The sequence below is a fragment of the Actinotalea sp. C106 genome, assembly GCF_023630195.1.
Classification (GTDB): Bacteria; Actinomycetota; Actinomycetes; order Actinomycetales; family Cellulomonadaceae; genus Actinotalea.
Genome location: NZ_JALPKN010000038.1, coordinates 1 through 17,419, shown reverse-complemented (window position 1 = coordinate 17,419; position 17,419 = coordinate 1). Strand labels below are relative to the sequence as shown.

The following is a 17,419-nucleotide window of genomic DNA, read 5'->3' as shown; positions in this document are numbered from 1 at the left end:
GGCCGCGGCCTCGAGCACGGCGCTGGGGCTGTCGTGCGGTCCGGCGAGCCCTCGCCCCGTGAGCAGCACCACGACGAGGTCGCGGGTCGGGTCGACGTACGCCGCGGTGCCCGTCCCCCCGATCCACCCCCATCGTCCCGGTGCCCGGCCACCCGTGCCCGCCTCGAGGTCGACCCCCGCGCCGAGGCCCCAGGAGCACCCCGGCTCGAGGATCGCCGTGGAGCCCCGCGAGCGGCGCTGCTCGTCGGTCAGGGCGTCCGTGGTGAGCAGCTCGACATGGGCCGGGTCCAGGACGGGGGCTCCACCGGCGGCGAGGGCAGTCAGGGCGGCGAGCAGGTCCGGGGCGGTCGAGAGCATCCCGGTGGCCAGGCTCGGGAACACCGGGTCCACGTCGACCGGTGGGCCAGGGAACGGGTCGAGCCCGGAGCCGTCAGCGGTGGGCAGGTAGCAGGCGGCCGTCCGTCCAGGGTCGGCCGTGAAGCCGGTGTCGACGAGCCCCAGCGGCCCGGTCAGGCGTTCGGCGAGCAGCTGCGGCAAGGGCCGCCCGGTGGCACGGGCGAGCAGCACCCCCAGGGCGTCGAAGGTCATGTGGTACCAGGCCCCGGCCCCCGGCGGGGCGGCGAGGGGCAGGGCGGCCAGCCGGCGCAGGTACACCTCGGGGGAGACCTCGGGACTGAAGGGGCTCGGGCCGATCCCGCTCGCCCGAACGGCCTCCACGAGGGGCCCGTCCCCCGGCACCCATCCGAAGCCGGCCGTCATCGTCAGGAGCTCCCGGACGGTCGGCGCCCGCTCGGCGGGCACCGTGTCCCCGAGCGGTCCCTCGAGGTCCCGGACCACGCGCAGGTCGGCGAGCTCGGGCAACCACCGCGTCACGGGGTCGTCCAGTCCCAGGGTCCCGTCAGCGACGAGGGACAGGGTCAGCGCGCCGGCGAGGGGCTTGGTGAGCGAGGAGATCCGGAAGGTGGTGTCCACGGTCATGGCCCCAGGCTCGCCCAGGGACCGTGCCCCGACGGCGTGCAGGTGCGTGCGTCCGGCGTGCCGCAGCCCGAGGACCGCCCCGGGCAGTCGTCCGTTGCGCACCTGCGCGTTGACGAGGTCGACGACGGCGGTGGGGTCGAAGGTGGTGTCCATGCCTTCGGCAGACCCGGCCCGGGGGCCGAACTCATCGCTGGTCAGCTGCGGGAGAGGTAGCAGATCAGGCTGAGGACGCGTGGCTGCAGGTCGGCCCGTGACGACCTCACGGATCACCCGCGGTGGCGTCGGCGGCTGATCGCCTTGCGCGCCTCCTCGACCCACAGCACCGAGGAGGCCACGCCCGCCGCGACCCCCCACTGGGTCACGGTGAGTGCGGTGGTGCTGAAGAAGCCCTGCAGGAGCGGCAGGTGCACCACGGCGACCTGCAGCACGAGCACGGTGAGCAGCGCGATCCACAGGGTGCGGTTGGTCAGGGTGCGGCGGTGGAACACGGTGCGCTCGCGGCTGCGCACGTTGAGCAGGTTCAGCAGCTGGAACAGCACGAAGGTGGTGAAGGCCATGGTCCCCGCGGTGGTCGCCACGCCGTGGCTGGGGGCGGGGCCGGGTGCCAGGACGAGGACGGCCAAGGTGCCGACCCCCATGACGACGGCCGAGAGGATGATCCGCGCCACGCGGGGGCGGGTCAGGATCGGTTCCCCGGTGCGGCGTGGGGGCCGATCCATGACGTCGGGCTCGGGCCTGTCCAGGCCCAGGGCCATGGCCGGCGGACCGTCCATGATGATGTTGACCCACAGCACCTGCAGGGCCGTGAAGGGGGCGCCGCCGGCGATCCCCGCGATCCCGGCCGTGAGGAAGATGATCACGAACCCCCACGAGGTCGCGATCTGGAACCGCACGAACTTCACGACGTTGTCGTAGATGCCGCGCCCCTCGCGGACGGCCGAGACGATGGTCGCGAAGTTGTCGTCGGTCAGGATCATCGAGGCCGCGCCCTTGGACACCTCGGTCCCGGTGATGCCCATGGCGATCCCGATGTCGGCCTGCTTGAGCGCCGGGGCGTCGTTGACGCCGTCGCCGGTCATCGCGACCACCGAGCCGTCGGCCTGCAGCGCGTCGACCATGCGGATCTTGTGCTCGGGGCTCACCCGCGCGAGGACCGCGTAGCCGCCGGCCTGCTGGGCGAGGGTCTCGTCGTCCATGCCGTCGAGCTCGGGGCCCGAGACGGCCTCGCCGTGCAGCCCGAGGTCCTCGGCGATCGCGGAGGCCGTGCCGACGTGGTCCCCGGTGACCATGTGGACCACGATCCCGGCCTGGTGGGCCGTCGCTATGGCATCCCGCACCTCGGGGCGGGGCGGGTCGACGATCCCGACGAAGGCGAGCAGGGTCAGGCCGCGCACGTGCTCGCCGAGCTCGTCGGCGGTGGCGTCGCCGGCCGTCTCGAGGTCGATCTCCGTGGGGGAGAGGTCCCGGTGCGCGACGGCCAGGACGCGCAGCCCCCGGGAGCCGATCTCCTCGTTGAGGCTGCGCAGCCGGTCGCGCTGGGCGTCGTCGAGGTCGATCACGCCCTCGGGGGTGTCGAGCAGGGTGCACCTGGCCAGCACGATGTCGGGGCCGCCCTTGACGAACAGGCGGGTGCGGTCGGTGTCCTGCGGGGCAAGGTCCCGCACCCACGCGCGGGCGCCGTCGTCCTGCCCGCCGGGGTCTTCGCCGACGTCGAGGGGGGAGGTGGCCCAGTGGTGGAAGGTCGCCATGTACTTGCGGTCGGAGTCGAAGGGGATCTCTGCGGCCCGTGGCCAGTGGCGCCGCACCGCGTCGACGTCGAGCCCGCCCTTCTCGGCCAGGACCACCAGGGCGCCCTCGGTCGGGTCGCCGACGAGCTCGCCGTCGCGCACCACGGCCTCGCTGGCCAGGGCCATGCTCAGCAGAGCCGCACGTACGTCGGGCGTCGGTCCGTCACCGGTGACCTCCAGGGCGCCGTCGGTGCTGTACCCCTCGCCGCTGATCCGGAACAGGCGCTGCTCGGCGAAGAGCTCCCGGGCGGTCATCTGGTTGAGGGTCAGGGTGCCGGTCTTGTCGGTCGCGATGTGCGCGGTCGAGCCGAGGGTCTCGACCGAGGAGAGGCTCTTGATGATCGCGCCTCGGCGGGCGAGGCGGGCGGCACCCATCGCGAGGGTGAAGGCGACGACGGCGGTGAGCCCCTCGGGGATGGTCGCGACGGCCAGGGCGACGGCGGTGAGGAAGAGGTCGGCCACCGGGGTGCCAGCGATCAGCCCGAGGCCGAAGACGATCGCGACCACCACGCCCGCGACGATGCTGAGGAACATGGCGAGCTGGGCGATCTGCCGCTGCAGGGGTGTCTGCTCCTGGCCGGCCGCGTCGAGCAGCCCCGCGACGCGGCCGATCTCGGTGCCCATGCCCGTCGCGGTGACCACCAGGACGCCTCGGCCGCGGGTGACGGCGGTGCTCATGTAGGCCATGTCGACGCGGTCCCCGAGGGGGGCGTCTGCGGGCGGGTGGGCGTCTGCCTCCTTGGTCACGGGGGCGGATTCGCCGGTCAGCGCGGCCTCCTGCACCTCGAGCCCCGCCGCCTCGACGACGCGCCCGTCCGCGGGGACCACGTCACCGGCCTCGAGCAGCACGACGTCCCCGGGCACGAGGTCCGGTGCGTCCACCTCGGTGACCCGCCCGCCGCGCCGGACCCGCGCTCGGGTCACGGTCATGTCCTCGAGGGCCTGGAGGCTGTCCTCCGCGCGGCGCTCCTGGACCAGGTTGAGCACGGCGTTGAAGGTCACCACCACGAGGATGACGATCGGCGTCTCGATCTCCCGGGTGACCACGGCGCTCACCACGGCCGCGAGGATCAGGACGACGGTCATCGGCTCGGTGAGGAGCTTGAGGATCTTGCGCCAGGTCGGCACCCCGGCTTCCTGGGTCAGCTCGTTGCGGCCGTGCTCGGCCAGCCGCTCGCCGACCTGCCTCTCGTCCAGGCCATGACGTGGGTCGACGCCGAGCCGGGTCGCGACCTCGTCAGGTGCCAGCGTGTGCCAGGCCGGGGCGTCGGAGGGCGGGGCCGGGGGTGTGCCCTCGGCCGTCGTGGGTGTGCTGGGTGGCATCGAGGTCCTCCGCTGCGTCCGTGCCGGGTGGGCGTCAGCCCCGCGTCGACCGACGGCTGGCGCAGCACCAGACTCGCACCGATAGTGCTGCGAGGCGTGCTCAGCCTGCGGTCCTCTTCACGAGCGCGATGATGCTGGCCTCGGCCGCGGAGCTCAGCTAGGCCACCGCGCGGTCCGGGGCGGCCATCTGCTCGACCTTCGACAGGACGTCCAGCTCGTCGGTCGCAGCCTTGCTGCGGCGCGCTTGTATTGGCAACCGTTGACGAGTCCCGTTGTTAGCCCTAACATCGCCCCACATCGTTGTTCTCTCTCGGACACGAGTCTCGGCAGTTCTACAACGATGTAGACGGGGCGGAGATCACGGCTTCGGCTTCGGCTCCGGAACGACAACGACGTCGAACACAGGAGAACTGCGATGCGCACCTCTCGTCTGCACGCCTCGGGGCTGGCCGCCCTGGTGGCGCTGGGTCTCGGGCTCTCGCTGAGCGCCATGCCGGCTCAGGCCGAGGACGAACCGCCCGAGCCCACGCCGGTGGGTCAGCTCCCGCTCACGGGGAACGTCTCCGTCCACGACCCCACGATGATCTACGACGAGGCCGCGGGACTCTACGTCGTCGCCGCCTCGCACAACTCGATCCGCACGGCGCCCACCATGAACGGCCCGTGGACGACCGCCGGGAACGTGTCGCGCGCCCCGTGGACCACCAGCGTCCCCAACTCGACGACGTTGTGGGCCCCGCACCTGCAGAAGATCGGGGACACGTTCTACTACTACTACTCGCAGTCGAGCTTCGGGTCCTCGGACTCGGCGATCGGACTCAAGACGACCAAGACCCCCGCGGTGCCGAGCAGCTACGTCGACCTCGGTCGACCGGTCATCACCTCCGGCAGCCTCGCCACGGGACCCCAGACGCTCGACGTCAACGCGATCGACCCGGTCGTCATCGAGCACACCGACGGCACGTGGTGGATCGTCTGGGGCTCCTTCTGGGACGGCATCGCCATCCAGCAGCTCGACGAGGGCCTCACCGGCGTCGTCGGCGAGCCGACCCTGATCGCCTCGCGACAGGCGGACGACAACCCGGTCGAGGGCCCCGCGATCTTCTACCGCGACGGCTACTACTACCTGGTGCTGAGCTGGGACAAGTGCTGCTCGGGGGCGAGCTCGACGTACAAGGTCGCCGTCGGGCGGTCCACCGAGATCACCGGCCCCTACGTGGACCAGGCCGGCGTCCGCCTGGACGAGGGTGGGGGCAGCGTCATCCTCGATACGCGACAGTCGGCCGAGGGCGTCACGCCCGCCGGGCTCTACCGTGCGCCGGGCGGGGCCGACGTGTTCACCGAGGACGACGTCACCTACCTCGTCTACCACGCCTACCTGCCGAACAACACCCTCGGGATCCGGCCCATGGAGTGGCGGGACGGGTGGCCGTTCTTCTCGGACGGGGACGGCGGCGCCTACGACCTGGCCGACGGCGACCACGTCCAGCTCGTCACCGAGGCGACGAGCTTCACCATGCCTGAGGTGCCACGCGTCGCCGGCCCGCCCGGGTTCGGCACCGGCCTCCAGCTCAACGGGGGGAGCCCGGTCGGCTACGTCGACATGCCCGACGGGATCGTCAGCGACCTGGACGGGGACTTCACGATCTCGATGTGGGTCAAGCGTGGCAGCACCCAGGGCAACGACTGGGCGCGGCTCTTCGACTTCGGCGACAGCACCGAGAACTTCATGTTCCTCACCCCGGCGGCCGCCGCGACCCCCACGGGGCTGCGCTCGGAGATCAGGCTCGCCGACGGGCGTGGTCACACGGTTCCCGGCTCAGGCAACAGCGTCTCGGTAGGCACCGCGTGGACCCATGTCGCGGTCTCGGCGACCGGCACGACCGGGACGTTGTGGGTCGACGGTCAGGCGGTGCGCCAGAACACGAGCTACACGTTGCGCCCGGCCGACCTGGGCTTCACCTCGAACAACTGGATCGGCCGGTCGCAGTTCAGCGCCGACCCCTTGCTCAACGCCTCGGTCGACGACGTCAACATCTTCAGCCGCGCCCTCTCCGCCTCCGAGATGGCGGCGCTCACCGCCGAGCCTGGCGGAGGCAGCGCGGTCGGCGGCGGTGACGTTGCGTGGTACCGATTCGACGAGGAGGGCGGGCAGGAGGTCGTCGACTCCTCGCCGTCGGGGAACGGGGCGACGGCGGTGGTCCCCGTCTCGAACGAGGACCAGCTCCAGAACCCGGTCCCGGGGACCCAGTGCCTCACGGCCGACGAGGCCGGCGTGGTCCAGGATGCCTGCGCGGACGACGTCGTGGAGCAGGTCTGGCGTCTGGACGCGGCCCCGGAGGGGGCGTTCCGTCTGGTCGCGGCGGGCACGTCGCCCGAGCGTTGCGTCGCCCTCGCCGACGGCTCGGGTGCACCGGGCACGCCGACGGTCCTCGCCGCGTGCGACCCCTCCGACGAGCTGCAGCGATGGTTCGTCGAGGACACCGGGCACGGCTTCCTGCGCTTCTCCTCCCCGGCGACCAACCTCGCCCTGGAGATCGTGAACGAGGCCGGTGTCATCGGGACCGAGGTCGTCGGGGCGGTGCGGGCCATCCGGCCGATCGCCAACCTCGACCCGCCCCAGCAATGGCTGCCGCGGCACGTCGACGCGCCTGACCAGGCACTGGATGTGGCAGTGGTCGCCTCGACTCGGTGCGTGGCTGGCAAGGTCGTGGTCACGGCGACCCAGACGAACGAGGACGACGTGGCGGTCCGGCTCACGGTGACCTCGGACCACGGGTCGAAGACGGTCGCCCGGCTGGCCGCGGGCAGGAGCGTCTCGCAGGCGTTCTCGAGCAGGTCGTCGTCGGTCGCCGAGGGGATCGTGTCGGTCGTGGTGGAGCCGGTCTCCGGTGACGCCGCCGCACGCACGCTGACCGCACCGTACGCGGCGGCCAGCTGCGGGTGACGGTGAGGTCGGGTGCGGGGGTGTCCCGCGCCCGGCCTCCGACCGGCACCGGAGCCTCGGCGTCTCCCAGGTCCACGGGGGGGTGACGTAGCTCTGTCGGGATGTCGAGAATGGGGCGTCGGCTTCGACCGTCAGGTGAGAGCTCGCCGATCCCCGGCGGGTCCGGCCAAGGGAGCATCCCGATGAAGTACCTCATCCTCATCCACCAGAACCGGGCGGCACGGGCGGAGTTCGCGGCGATGCCGCAGGAGGTCCAGGCCGCGGGGCTGCAGGCCTACGTCGAGCTGAACTCCGACCTCGCGGCCGCCGGCGAGCTGGTCTCCGCGGAGGCCCTCGCCGACGACTCGACGTCGACCGTGGTGAGCCTGCGCTCGGGTGCGCTCGTGACCAGCGACGGCCCTTTCGCCGAGTCGAAGGAGATGCTCGCGGGATACTACCTCGTCGACGTGACGTCCAGGGAGCGAGCGGTCGAGATCGCTGCGCGGATCCCCGAGGTCGCCGCCGGAGCTGGTGACGTCGAGATCCGGCCGGTGATGGACTACTCGACGCCGGACGCCTGAGTGGTCGGCGACAGCCTCGAGGGCCTGCTGCGGGAGCTCGCGCCGCAGGCCCTCGGGGCTGTCGCGCGTCGCACCACCGACTTCGGTGCGGCCGAGGACGCCGTCCAGGAGGCGTTGCTCGCCGCGGCGACGCAGTGGCCGCGGGAGGGGATCCCCGGCAACCCGCGCGGATGGCTGGTCACCGTGGCCAGCCGGCGTCTGGTGGAGCAGTGGCGGCGGGACTCGGCGCGACGCAGCCGGGAGCACCTCGCGCACCCCGACGAGGACCACCGGGCCGCGGGGGCCGAGCAGGACGACTCGCTCGAGCTGCTCCTGCTGTGCTGCCACCCCGCGCTCACCCCGCCGTCGCAGGTCGCCCTCACCCTGCGCGCCGTCGGCGGGCTGACCACCGCAGAGATCGCCCGCGGGCTGCTCGTGCCCGAGGCCACGGTCGCTCAGCGGATCAGCCGGGCCAAGGCGGCGATCCGCCGGGCCGGAGCACGGTTCGTGCTGCCCGTGGCCACGGACCTGCCCGGCCGGGTCGAGGCGGTCGCTGCCGTCCTCTACCTGGTCTTCACCGAGGGCCATGCCGCCAGCTCGGGCACCGCCGTGACACGTGTGGACCTGACCGCTGAGGCGATCCGGCTGACCCGGATGCTCGTGGCCCGCGCGACTCACGCCTCGGCCCTCGAGCCCGTGCGTGGTGAGGTGCAGGGCCTCCTCGCGCTGATGCTGCTCACCGGGGCGCGCCGCCCGGCCCGCGTCGCCCCGGACGGGTCTCTCGTGCCGCTCGACCGGCAGGACCGGACGACCTGGGACCGAGGGCTCATCGACGAGGGCATCGCGCTCGTCACCGGGGCGCTCGCCCGGGAGCGTCTCGGCCCGTACCAGCTCCAGGCGGCGATCGCCGCGGTGCACGCCGAGGCTGCGACCGCCGCCGACACCGACTGGCCGCAGGTGCTCGCCCTGTACGACCTCCTGCTCACGACGGCCCCCGGCCCGATGGTGACCCTCAGCCGCGTGGTGGCGGTGGCGATGGCGCACGACCCGGCGACCGGGCTGCTCGAGCTGGACCTCGTGGCGGACGACCCGGTGCTCGTCGATCACCACCGCACGCACGCCGTCCGCGCCCACCTGCTCGAGCGGTCCGGGGACCTGACCGCCGCGGTCGTCGAGTACCTCACGGCCTCGCGGGGGACCCGCAGCGAGCCTGAGCGTCGGTACCTCGAGGCACGGGCGGCGGCGTTGATCGGCTAGGGGTGCGCGGAGGCGTGCCGGGTAGCCTCGCACCTGCTCCACGACACGGGAGGTGGATCATGGCGCGGCACCGGATCTTCGACATGAGCTTTGCGAGCATCTACCCGCACTACCTGGCCAAGGTCGAGCGCAAGGGCCGCACCCGGCAGGACGTCGACACCGTCATCTCCTGGCTCACCGGTTACGACGCCACTGGCCTCGAGCGGGTCATCGAGACCGAGGTCGACCTGGAGACCTTCTTCGCCCAGGCGCCGGCGATGAACCCGAACGCCTCGCTCATCACCGGGGTGATCTGCGGCATCCGTGTCGAGGAGATCGAGGACCCGCTGATGCAGCAGATCCGGTACGTGGACAAGCTGGTCGACGAGGTCGCTCGTGGCAAGAAGATGACGTCGATCCTGCGCGGTGGGGGAGCCGGAACGAACACGTCTTCGTGATCGTGCGCCCCCACTGGCGAGCGGTCGGCCCGAGTCGTGCCCGCGATGCGCGCCCCGCAGTGAGCCACTTCTCAGCGGGGCGCGCATCCGGAGTGCCGGTCGCGAGCTGGAGCCTCGGCGTGCGTCGATGGCGGCCGACGTCGAGACTGGTCGGTCTGCCCCTCGGCCTGGGAGGTCTTGCATGCTCGACGTCGTGGTCTGCGGTCTCGTCGGCCGCGATCTGGTCGTGGCCGTGCGCGCCCTGCCGGATGCGGGTAGCTCGACCGAGGTGGAGCAGCGGTTGGAGCTCCTCGGCGGCGCCGTGAACCAGGCCGTCGGGGCACGCCAGATGGGCTTGACGGCCGGGGTGGTGGGCGTCGTGGGGGATGACGACGACGGCGCCTGGGTACTCGCCCGGGCACGTGATGACGGCCTGGACGTCCGGGGGCTCGTGCTGCGGGAGGGAGCGGCGACGGCGCTGGTCGTCGACGTCGTCGAGGCAGGCGGTGCGCGTCGCCTCCTCGAGCACGTGCCCGAATCCGTGCGGTTGACCTGCGCCGACGTCCGCGCAGCGACCCCGGTCATCCGCTCTGCCCGTGCCGTGCTGGTGGATGCCGCGCAACCACCCGAGGCCGTCCGAGAGGCGCTCGACGTCGCGCGACGAGGCGGTGCGCTGACCGTGCTCGACGGTCCCGCGGATGACGAGCAGACGCTCGCCCTGGCGGACGTGGTGCGGGCCGACGTTGACGAGGCGGGCGCCCTGACCAGCCAGCTGCCGGGCGACGCCGAGGACGTGCGTGACGCGGCGTACGGGCTGCTCGCGCGCGGCCCACGGCTGGTCGCGCTCGCGGTGCCTGGTGGCGGCAACCTCGTCGTCAGCCGGGAGGAGCGCGGAACGGCCGAGGTCCTCATGCCCCTGCTGGGCGACCGGCCTGTCGACCCCACGGGCGGTGGCGACGCCTTCGTCACAGGGCTGGTCGCCGCGTTGCTCGACGGGCGGGACGGGGTGACCGCGGGATGGTGGGCCTCGTCGGCGGCGGCGCTCACGGTCGACCACCTCGGTGGCCGACCGGGCCTGGGCAGGGGTCGAGTGCTTCGTCTCGCCGACGAGGCACGCGCCAACGATGAAGCTGCGCGGCGGGGGAGCCGGCGCGACGGTCTCTCGTGATCGTCCGGGATGCCTCGGCAGGGTCAGCGGCCGCCGCTATCCGCATCCCGCCGGTACTCGACCTCGATGCCGAGCTCCTCGCGGAGCGCCTCGGCGAGGATCGAACCCTGGGCGAGGAACTCGGCCTCGACGCTCGTGCTCGGCCACTCGTAGCCGTTCGCTGACATGGTCACGTCGGCGAACTCGTTCCAGGCCAGGAGACGCTCGCGCAGCTCGGGCGAGATCGGCAGGCCCGTCAGGTCGACCGGCCCGAGGTCCCCTGGCGTCCGGTACCAGAGCGGTGACTCCGCCCACCCGTGGAACAGGGCCACGCGGCCGGGCACACTGGCCTTCTGGTCCATATGACCAGCGTGCCCTGCTGAGGGGCACTAGGCAACGTCGGTCGGCAGCTGTGCGAAAGGACTCGACATGAAGTTCCTGATCTCGGTGATCGACGAGGAGACCAGCTCCGCCACACCGACCGAGCTCGCTGCGGTCGACGCGTTCAACGAGCGGCTCCGGGCCGCGGGGTACTGGATCTTCGCCGGCGGTCTGGTGGCGCCCAGCACGGCGACGGTCGTCGACCACCGTGGTGCTGAGGAGGCCCTGCTGACGGACGGCCCGCTGCACGACACCAAGGAGCACGTCAGCGGCTTCTGGATCATCGACGCGCCGGACCCGAACGTCGCGCTCGAGCTCGCCGCCGAGGGGTCGAAGCACTGCAACCGCAAGGTCGAGCTGCGCGCGTTCCTGGGCGACTGACCTGGGGTCCCAAGCGGCGCAGGAGAATGCGCGCGACGTGGTCCTGCCCCGCCACCTACCCTGCCGGAGTGCCTGACCCGATCTTTGCCGAGCCGCGGCTTGCCGCGGTCTACGACCCGCTCGACCCTGACCGCAGCGACCTGGACGCCTACGAAACCATCGTGGCCGACGAGCTGGGAGCACGCAGCGTTCTGGACGTCGGGTGCGGCACCGGGACCTTCGCCCTGCGGCTGGCCTCGCGGGGGCTCGACGTCACCGGGCTCGACCCGGCAGCGGCCTCCGTGCAGGTGGCCCGGTCCAAGGCCGGGGCTGACGACGTCCGGTGGATCGTCGGCACCGTCGACGACCTTCCCAGCCTTCAGGTCGATGCGGCCACGATGACGGCGAACGTGGCCCAGGTGTTCCTCGAGGATCACGAGTGGCACGCCACGCTCGACGCGATCCGTCGCGCGCTGCGTCCCGGCGGCACCCTCGTCTTCGAGGCTCGACGGCCCGAGGCACGGGCGTGGGAGGGGTGGACCAAGCAGGCCACCCACCAGGTCGTGGAGGTCCCGGGCCACGGTCTGGTCGAGGACTGGGTCGAGGTCACCCAGGTCGACGGCGAGCTCGTCACCTTCGAGTCCCCGACGATCTTCCACGCCGACGGCGCCCGGTTCGAGTCCACGTCGACGCTCCGGTTCCGCTCGCGCCCGGCCAGCGAGGAGTCGCTACGGCACTGCGGGCTCGACGTCCTGGACGTGCGCGACCACGCGTACGCGCCAGGCCGGGCGTGGCTCTACCTCGCGGGGCGGGCCTAGAGCCTTGGTTCGCCCGGCTCAGCGCACCACGGCCGGGCGCAGCAGGAGCCACGTCCCGGTGGAGGACAGGGCGATCGCCACGAGCGCGGCCACGGCCAGCCACCAGAGCTGGAAGGCCTCGGCGATCCCTGCCGCAGCGGGGACCAGGACGATCAGGGCTGCCGCGAGCACGATCACGACGCCGGCAGCGATGAGCTGCGGGCCGCGTGCACCGAAGCGCACCCATGCCGAGGCGAAGACGCCGCCCACCGTCAGGGCGGTCAGCACCCCGAGGAAGACGATGGTGACGAGTCGGCCGATGTCGCCTGCACCCAGCACGTGGACGTCGAAGACGTAGAACCCGACGAACCAGTGGTCGGTCGCCCGTTCGGCCACGCTCAGCACAGCGAGGATCGCGGCGACGTATGCGGAGGTGATCGCCGCCCAGAGGAGCGTCCCGACGGTGAACGAGCGCCGGGTCGCCCCGAGGGTCAGCGCGAAGGGGAAGGTCGTCGCGACCGAGGACACACCGAGGTACACGAGGAAGCTGAGCAGCGCGTACACGATGCCCGGGTTGCTCTGGGACCCCTGTATCCACTCGGCGGAGCCTGGCTGGCTACCTGACCGCCAGAACACCAACGAGATCAGGACGGAGAAGACCGCCACCATCCCGGTGATGTAGAGGGGCACGAGGAACGTCGTCTCGCGCCTGTTCAGGTGCAGCTTGACGGTGGAGATGACGGCGCTCATGCGCGCACACCCTTCTGCTCGTCGTGGGCGGGGTCGGCCGGTGCGGGGTCGTGCTCTCCGATGGCCGCCACGAGCTCGTGCAGGGAGGCCGGTGCGATGCGGGCTCCGAGGTCACGGGCCCGGGTGCGGGCCTCGTCGTCGACGGCTCCCCAGACCGTGGCGGACATCAGCCCGGCCACCGTGTGGGTGCTGAGCACCGTCGAGCGGGCGATGAGGCCCTGGACCACGTCGGCGGCGCCGCTGAGGGTGAAGGCGAGGTCGCGGACGTCGTCGGCCTCGCTGCTCACGCGGACCTTGCCGCCGTCGAGGATCACGACCCGGTCGAACAGGGCCTCGGACTCCTGCACCAGGTGGGTGGAGAGCACGATGGTGCGGGGGTGCGCGGCGTAGTCACGCAGGAGCATGTCGTGGAACAGGGCTCGCGCCGTGACGTCGAGGCCGAGGTAGGGCTCGTCGAGGAGCGTGACCGGGGCGCGGGAGGCCAGGCCCAGGACGATCGCGACCGACGAGAGCTGCCCGCGCGAGAACTTCTTGATGGGCGTCCTCGCCGGGACGCGGAAGCCGTCGACGAGCTCGGCGGCGACCTCGTCGCTCCAGTGCGGTGCGAAGTCGGGGGCGATCCGCAGCACGTGGTGCAGCCGGTAGTCGTCGGGGTACCGCTGGTTGTCGCGGACGAAGCTGAGCATCGCCAGGACCGACTCGTTCTCGAACGGCTCCTGGCCCAGCACCTCGACCCGTCCGGAGGAGGGGCGGTCCTGGCCGGCGATGATCGACATCATCGTCGCCTTGCCGGCGCCGTTGCGTCCCAGCAGGCCGCAGATCGAGCCCTCGGGCACGGTCACGTCCACGGCGTCGAGGGCGATGGCGTCGCCGAACCTCCGGTTCACCGCCTGCATGTCGATGGCGTTCGTCACTGTTGGCTCGATTCCTCGTCGTCGATCATCTGGCGGAGGGTGGCGTGGTCGATGTCCAGCGCGCGGGCCTCCCGCACGAGAGGCTCGACGTACTGCCGCCGGAACTCGGCCCGTCGGCTGGTGCGGAGGAGCTCGCGGGCCCCGGTGGCCACGAAGACCCCGATGCCTCGCTTCTTGTAGAGCGCCCCGAGGTCGACCAGGACGTTGACGCCCTTGCTCGCCGTCGCGGGGTTGATCTGGTGGAACACCGCGAGGTCCGTCGCCGACGGCACGGGCGACTCCTCGGGGTGGACCCCAGCGACGATGTCGTCGGCGATCCGGGCAGCGAGCTGCTGGAAGATCGGTGCGTCCTCCGTGAACATGGCACCACCGTACCCCATTAGTGGACTAATGGACCTATGGACCTAGGGGATCGGCGAACGAGGGGTCCGGAACCTGCGGGATGTCGCGCTTGGGTGAGCCCACGTACGTGCCGATGAGCGAGCCATGGGAACACCGAGCGACGAGCGCGAACCGCTGGCCCTCGGCATCCTCGGGGGACTGCACCGCTCCGTGCGCGAGGGCGGGATCCCGGTCTGGCGGGCGCTCGCTCTGGGGGGAACGCTCCTGGGCCTGGGGCTCGCCTTGGCCGGTCTTCTCGGGGCGGGCTGCTACCTCGCGGCACTGCTCGTCGTGGCGTTCGTCCGAGGCGGGCCCGACCAAGGGGTGAGCCCGGACGACCCTGTCGTCCTCTCCGTCGCGCTGTCGATGGGCCTCGCGATCCTCCTTCTCGTGGCGATCGGGACGCCGTGGCACCGGCGTCGCCTCGCGCGGCACCGCGCCGGGATGCGCGCCTGGTCCGAGGCGAACGGCTGGTCCTACGCGCCGCGCTCGAGCGCACTGTCCTCGCGGTGGCGCGCGCGCAGTCGCCCCGCCAGCGGCCACGCGACGGACGTCCTGCGGCGCACCGGGCCACGAGGTGAGGTCGCCTCGATGACGATGGGCCCTCGATGGGGTGTCGACAGGTGGACGAGGCACGCGGTGATGGTGGCTGGCCCGCGACGCTTCCCCGCGCTCAGCGTGACGCCGATGGCGGGCTGGGATCGGGTGCTGCGAGCCCTGGGCGGGCAGGACATCGCCGTGGAGTCCCACGGCATCAACGAGCGGTGGCGCGTCCGGTGCGCGGACGCCCGGTTCGCTCATGAGGTGCTCAGCCCCCGACTCCTCGAACGGCTCGACGGCGCAGGGGTGCCAGGGCTGCGCTTCTTGGTGGAGGAGCGCGACGTCGTCGTGCACGCTCCTGGGCCGACCGCACTCGACCAGGTCGGGACTCTGGCAGACCTTGCCTTCGACCTCGCGGCGCTCCTGCCCGCCTACCTCCCGGACGACTACCCGCCGTTCGCCCCCGACGTGCCGCGCCGCCACCGGCGCCAGGCCCCCAGCCGTGCGCGCTGAACACCCCCCGACCGCCCGGGCCGCCCGTGCTCGAGTCCCTCGAGGGGCACCGTCTGGTACAACGAGACCCTGCTTCGACTGGAGGTGAGGGTGTGGCGACGAGTCCACGACGGCACACCGTGCTGACCGCGGCGAAGAGCGAGCCCTTCGGCTCGCTGCGCCAGCGGCCGACCTCGCGCGCGGAGCGGTTCGCCATCGGCAAGGGGCTGCGCCAGCAGGTCGGCCGCAAGTCGCTGGGGGAGTGGAGCGCACTGGACGGTCGGACGGACCCGATCGCGCTGATCCAGCAGTCGCACCAGGGGCGGCGCGAGGACCTGGTCCCCATCCGGGTGGCCCGGATGATCACCTCGCCGTACGGCTTCCTGCGGGGCGCGGCGATCGTGATGGCCCAGGACGTCGCGGGGCTGCCGGCCACCGGGATCACCCCGGTGATCTGCGGGGACGCGCACCTGGGCAACTTCGGCTTCTACGCCTCGCCCGAGGGTGAGCTGGTCATCGACCTGAACGACTTCGACGAGGCCCACCCTGGCGCCTGGGAGTGGGACCTGCGTCGGCTCGTCGCGAGCATCTGGGTGGCCGGCCGTCAGAACTCGACGAGCGAGGACCACTGCGCCGACGCCGTGATGTCCTGCGTCGCGGCCTACCGGGCGGAGGTCGCCTTCCTGGCGGAGCAGCCCCTGCTGATGCGCTCGTACAACCGGATCGACGTCAAGCAGCTCCACGAGACCGCCTCGGACAAGACCCTCCGCTCCGAGATCACGCGGGCCGCCCGGCGGGCTCGGAACCGGACGAGCGACCGTGCCCTGCCACGGTTCACCCACGAGCACCAGGGCCAGCGGCGGATCGTGCAGGAGCCGCCCCTGATCACCGAGGTCCACGAGCCCGAGCGCGAGCACCTCGAGGTAGCCCTGGACGGGTACCTCGAGACCCTCGCGCCGCACTGGCGGCGGCTGGTCGGCGGCTACACCCTCGTCGACATCGCCCACAAGGTGGTCGGCGTCGGCAGCGTCGGGCTGCGGGCCTACGTCGCGCTGCTCGAGGGCAGCGCCCCCGACGACGTGCTGTTCCTCCAGCTCAAGCAGGCACGTCGATCCGTGCTCGCACCGTTCGTCCACGGAGACAGCGCGTGGCACGCGCACCAGGGCCAGCGGGTCGTGGAGTACCAGCAGGCGCTGCAGACCGTGAGCGACCCGCTCCTGGGGTGGGCCACCGCCGACGGCCGGCAGTACTACGTCCGGCAGTTCCGCAACATGAAGGGCACCGTCCCCCTCGACGGGATCGACGCCGCGGCTCTGGCGGACTACGCCGGGATCGTGGGCCATCTGCTGGGCAAGGGCCACGCCCGTACCAGCGGCGCGTCGATGATCGCCGGGTACGCGGGCGGGTCCCGCAAGCTCGACCGGGCGATGGTCAGGTTCGCCCGTGCCTACGCCGACCAGACGGAGGCCGACCACGCAGCGCTGGTCCGGGCCGTGAAGCGAGGCGTGATGCCGGCCGCATAGCCCGGTCAGTCCTCGGAGGCCAGCGGCAGCGACCGCCCGCTGCGGAACCGCCGAGGCTGCCCGTCGACCGGGTCGGTGAAGGCGACCTCAGCCGCGAGGAGCTGCAGGGGGTGGCGGAAGTCGTCGACCGAGACGTCCCGCACCACCGGGTACAACGGGTCGTCGACGATCGGGATGCCGAGCCCGTGCAGGTGCAGGCGCAGCTGGTGGGTCCGGCCCGTGCGGGGGGTCAGGCGGTAGACCCCGAGGCCGTCCACCTCGCCCTCGAGCTCGACGAGGGTCTCGGCGTTGACGGGCTCACCGGGCACCACCTCGGCGCACCAGCTGCCACGCTCCTTGCGGATGTGGTTCCGCACGACCGCCGGCAGCTCCAGGTCCGCCCGCAGCGGAGCGAGCGCCCGGTAGGTCTTGTCGACGGCGCGTCGCTCGAAGGCCGTCTGGTACGGGCCCCGCCACCGGGTCTCTGTCGCCAGCATCAGCAGGCCTGAGGTGATCCGGTCCAGGCGGTGCAGCGGGGAGAGCTCGGGCAGGTCCAGCTCCGCGCGCAGCCGCACGACGACGCTTTGCCGCACGTGCTCACCCCGCGGGATCGTGGCGAGGAACGGGGGCTTGTCCACGACCACGAGGCGCTCGTCCCGGTGGATGATGCGGACCCGACCCGGCACCTCCGGCTCCTCGCGCAGGTCACGGTGGAACCACACGAACCGTTGCGGCACGTACCGATCGTCCTCGAGGACCGCGCGACCGGCCTCGTCGACGAAGCGCCCCTGCGCGAGCATCCCGGGGACGTCGACGTGCACGGGCAGCCGGTGCCGCAGCCACGCGCCCATCGTCGGCCACGGGTCCGGGCGGTCGCGCTCGCGGGGCGGGGTGCACAGCCGCGCGGC

General features: G+C 72.2%; 16 protein-coding genes. 9 read left to right on the top strand and 7 right to left on the bottom strand.

Annotation, left to right across the window (positions count from 1 at the left end):
- Both L0B03_RS04620 and L0B03_RS04615 read right to left on the bottom strand, forming a co-directional pair.
- A partial coding sequence (locus L0B03_RS04620; protein ID WP_250444462.1) for a serine hydrolase occupies positions 1-1,131 on the bottom strand: 1,131 nt, incomplete at its 3' end.
- Positions 1,132-1,244: 113 nt separating this feature from the next.
- Positions 1,245-4,088 carry a cation-transporting P-type ATPase gene (locus tag L0B03_RS04615; protein ID WP_250444461.1) on the bottom strand — a complete coding sequence of 948 codons (2,844 nt, stop codon included), beginning with the start codon at positions 4,086-4,088 and terminating at the stop codon, positions 1,245-1,247.
- Positions 4,089-4,503: 415 nt separating this feature from the next.
- Here L0B03_RS04615 and L0B03_RS04610 point away from each other — a divergent pair, with 415 nt between their 5' ends.
- From L0B03_RS04610 to L0B03_RS04590, 5 genes are all read left to right on the top strand, one after another.
- The gene (locus tag L0B03_RS04610; protein WP_250444460.1) at positions 4,504-7,035 is read left to right on the top strand and encodes a family 43 glycosylhydrolase; all 2,532 of its coding nucleotides are present in this window, start codon (positions 4,504-4,506) and stop codon (positions 7,033-7,035) included.
- Positions 7,036-7,217: 182 nt separating this feature from the next.
- Positions 7,218-7,595, top strand: coding sequence for a YciI family protein (locus tag L0B03_RS04605; protein ID WP_250444459.1), 378 nt, complete (start codon positions 7,218-7,220; stop codon positions 7,593-7,595).
- Positions 7,596-8,831 carry a sigma-70 family RNA polymerase sigma factor gene (locus L0B03_RS04600; protein WP_250444458.1) on the top strand — a complete coding sequence of 412 codons (1,236 nt, stop codon included), beginning with the start codon at positions 7,596-7,598 and terminating at the stop codon, positions 8,829-8,831.
- A 59-nt stretch (positions 8,832-8,890) separates the two neighbouring features.
- Positions 8,891-9,268: a DUF2200 domain-containing protein gene (locus L0B03_RS04595; protein WP_250444457.1), complete on the top strand. Its 378-nt coding sequence runs from the start codon at positions 8,891-8,893 to the stop codon at positions 9,266-9,268.
- Between the two features lie 181 nt (positions 9,269-9,449).
- Positions 9,450-10,415: a PfkB family carbohydrate kinase gene (locus tag L0B03_RS04590; RefSeq protein ID WP_250444456.1), complete on the top strand. Its 966-nt coding sequence runs from the start codon at positions 9,450-9,452 to the stop codon at positions 10,413-10,415.
- A 23-nt stretch (positions 10,416-10,438) separates the two neighbouring features.
- Here the strand turns inward: L0B03_RS04590 and L0B03_RS04585 are convergent, their stop codons facing one another.
- Complete coding sequence (locus tag L0B03_RS04585; protein ID WP_250444455.1) at positions 10,439-10,756, bottom strand: hypothetical protein; 318 nt, start codon at positions 10,754-10,756, stop codon at positions 10,439-10,441.
- Positions 10,757-10,823: 67 nt separating this feature from the next.
- On the opposite strand from L0B03_RS04585, the gene L0B03_RS04580 reads away from it, so the two are divergent.
- Positions 10,824-11,156, top strand: a complete 333-nt coding sequence (locus L0B03_RS04580; protein ID WP_250444454.1) for a YciI family protein — start codon at positions 10,824-10,826, stop codon at positions 11,154-11,156.
- Positions 11,157-11,224: 68 nt separating this feature from the next.
- Complete coding sequence (locus L0B03_RS04575; protein ID WP_250444453.1) at positions 11,225-11,953, top strand: class I SAM-dependent methyltransferase; 729 nt, start codon at positions 11,225-11,227, stop codon at positions 11,951-11,953.
- A gap of 18 nt (positions 11,954-11,971) precedes the next feature.
- On the opposite strand, the gene L0B03_RS04570 is transcribed toward L0B03_RS04575, so the two are convergent.
- The 3 genes from L0B03_RS04570 to L0B03_RS04560 are packed head-to-tail and all read right to left on the bottom strand — an operon-like array spanning position 11,972 to position 13,958.
- On the bottom strand, positions 11,972-12,682 hold the full coding sequence (locus tag L0B03_RS04570; protein WP_250444452.1) for a hypothetical protein: 711 nt from the start codon (positions 12,680-12,682) through the stop codon (positions 11,972-11,974).
- Entirely contained in the window at positions 12,679-13,596 is a 918-nt protein-coding gene (locus L0B03_RS04565; protein ID WP_250444451.1) for an ABC transporter ATP-binding protein, read from the bottom strand. The genes L0B03_RS04570 and L0B03_RS04565 overlap by 4 nt, the downstream gene beginning before the upstream one ends.
- Positions 13,593-13,958 (bottom strand): GntR family transcriptional regulator, encoded by a 366-nt coding sequence (locus L0B03_RS04560; protein ID WP_250444450.1) that lies wholly within the window; start codon positions 13,956-13,958, stop codon positions 13,593-13,595. Before L0B03_RS04560 ends, L0B03_RS04565 begins: the two co-directional genes overlap by 4 nt.
- A gap of 124 nt (positions 13,959-14,082) precedes the next feature.
- Here L0B03_RS04560 and L0B03_RS04555 point away from each other — a divergent pair, with 124 nt between their 5' ends.
- Positions 14,083-15,030 carry a hypothetical protein gene (locus L0B03_RS04555; RefSeq protein ID WP_250444449.1) on the top strand — a complete coding sequence of 316 codons (948 nt, stop codon included), beginning with the start codon at positions 14,083-14,085 and terminating at the stop codon, positions 15,028-15,030.
- Positions 15,031-15,122: 92 nt separating this feature from the next.
- Positions 15,123-16,532 carry a DUF2252 domain-containing protein gene (locus tag L0B03_RS04550; protein ID WP_250444448.1) on the top strand — a complete coding sequence of 470 codons (1,410 nt, stop codon included), beginning with the start codon at positions 15,123-15,125 and terminating at the stop codon, positions 16,530-16,532.
- A gap of 5 nt (positions 16,533-16,537) precedes the next feature.
- Here L0B03_RS04550 and L0B03_RS04545 read toward each other — a convergent pair.
- Positions 16,538-17,419: pseudouridine synthase (locus L0B03_RS04545; RefSeq protein ID WP_250444447.1), on the bottom strand; the 882-nt coding region annotated here is incomplete at its 5' end.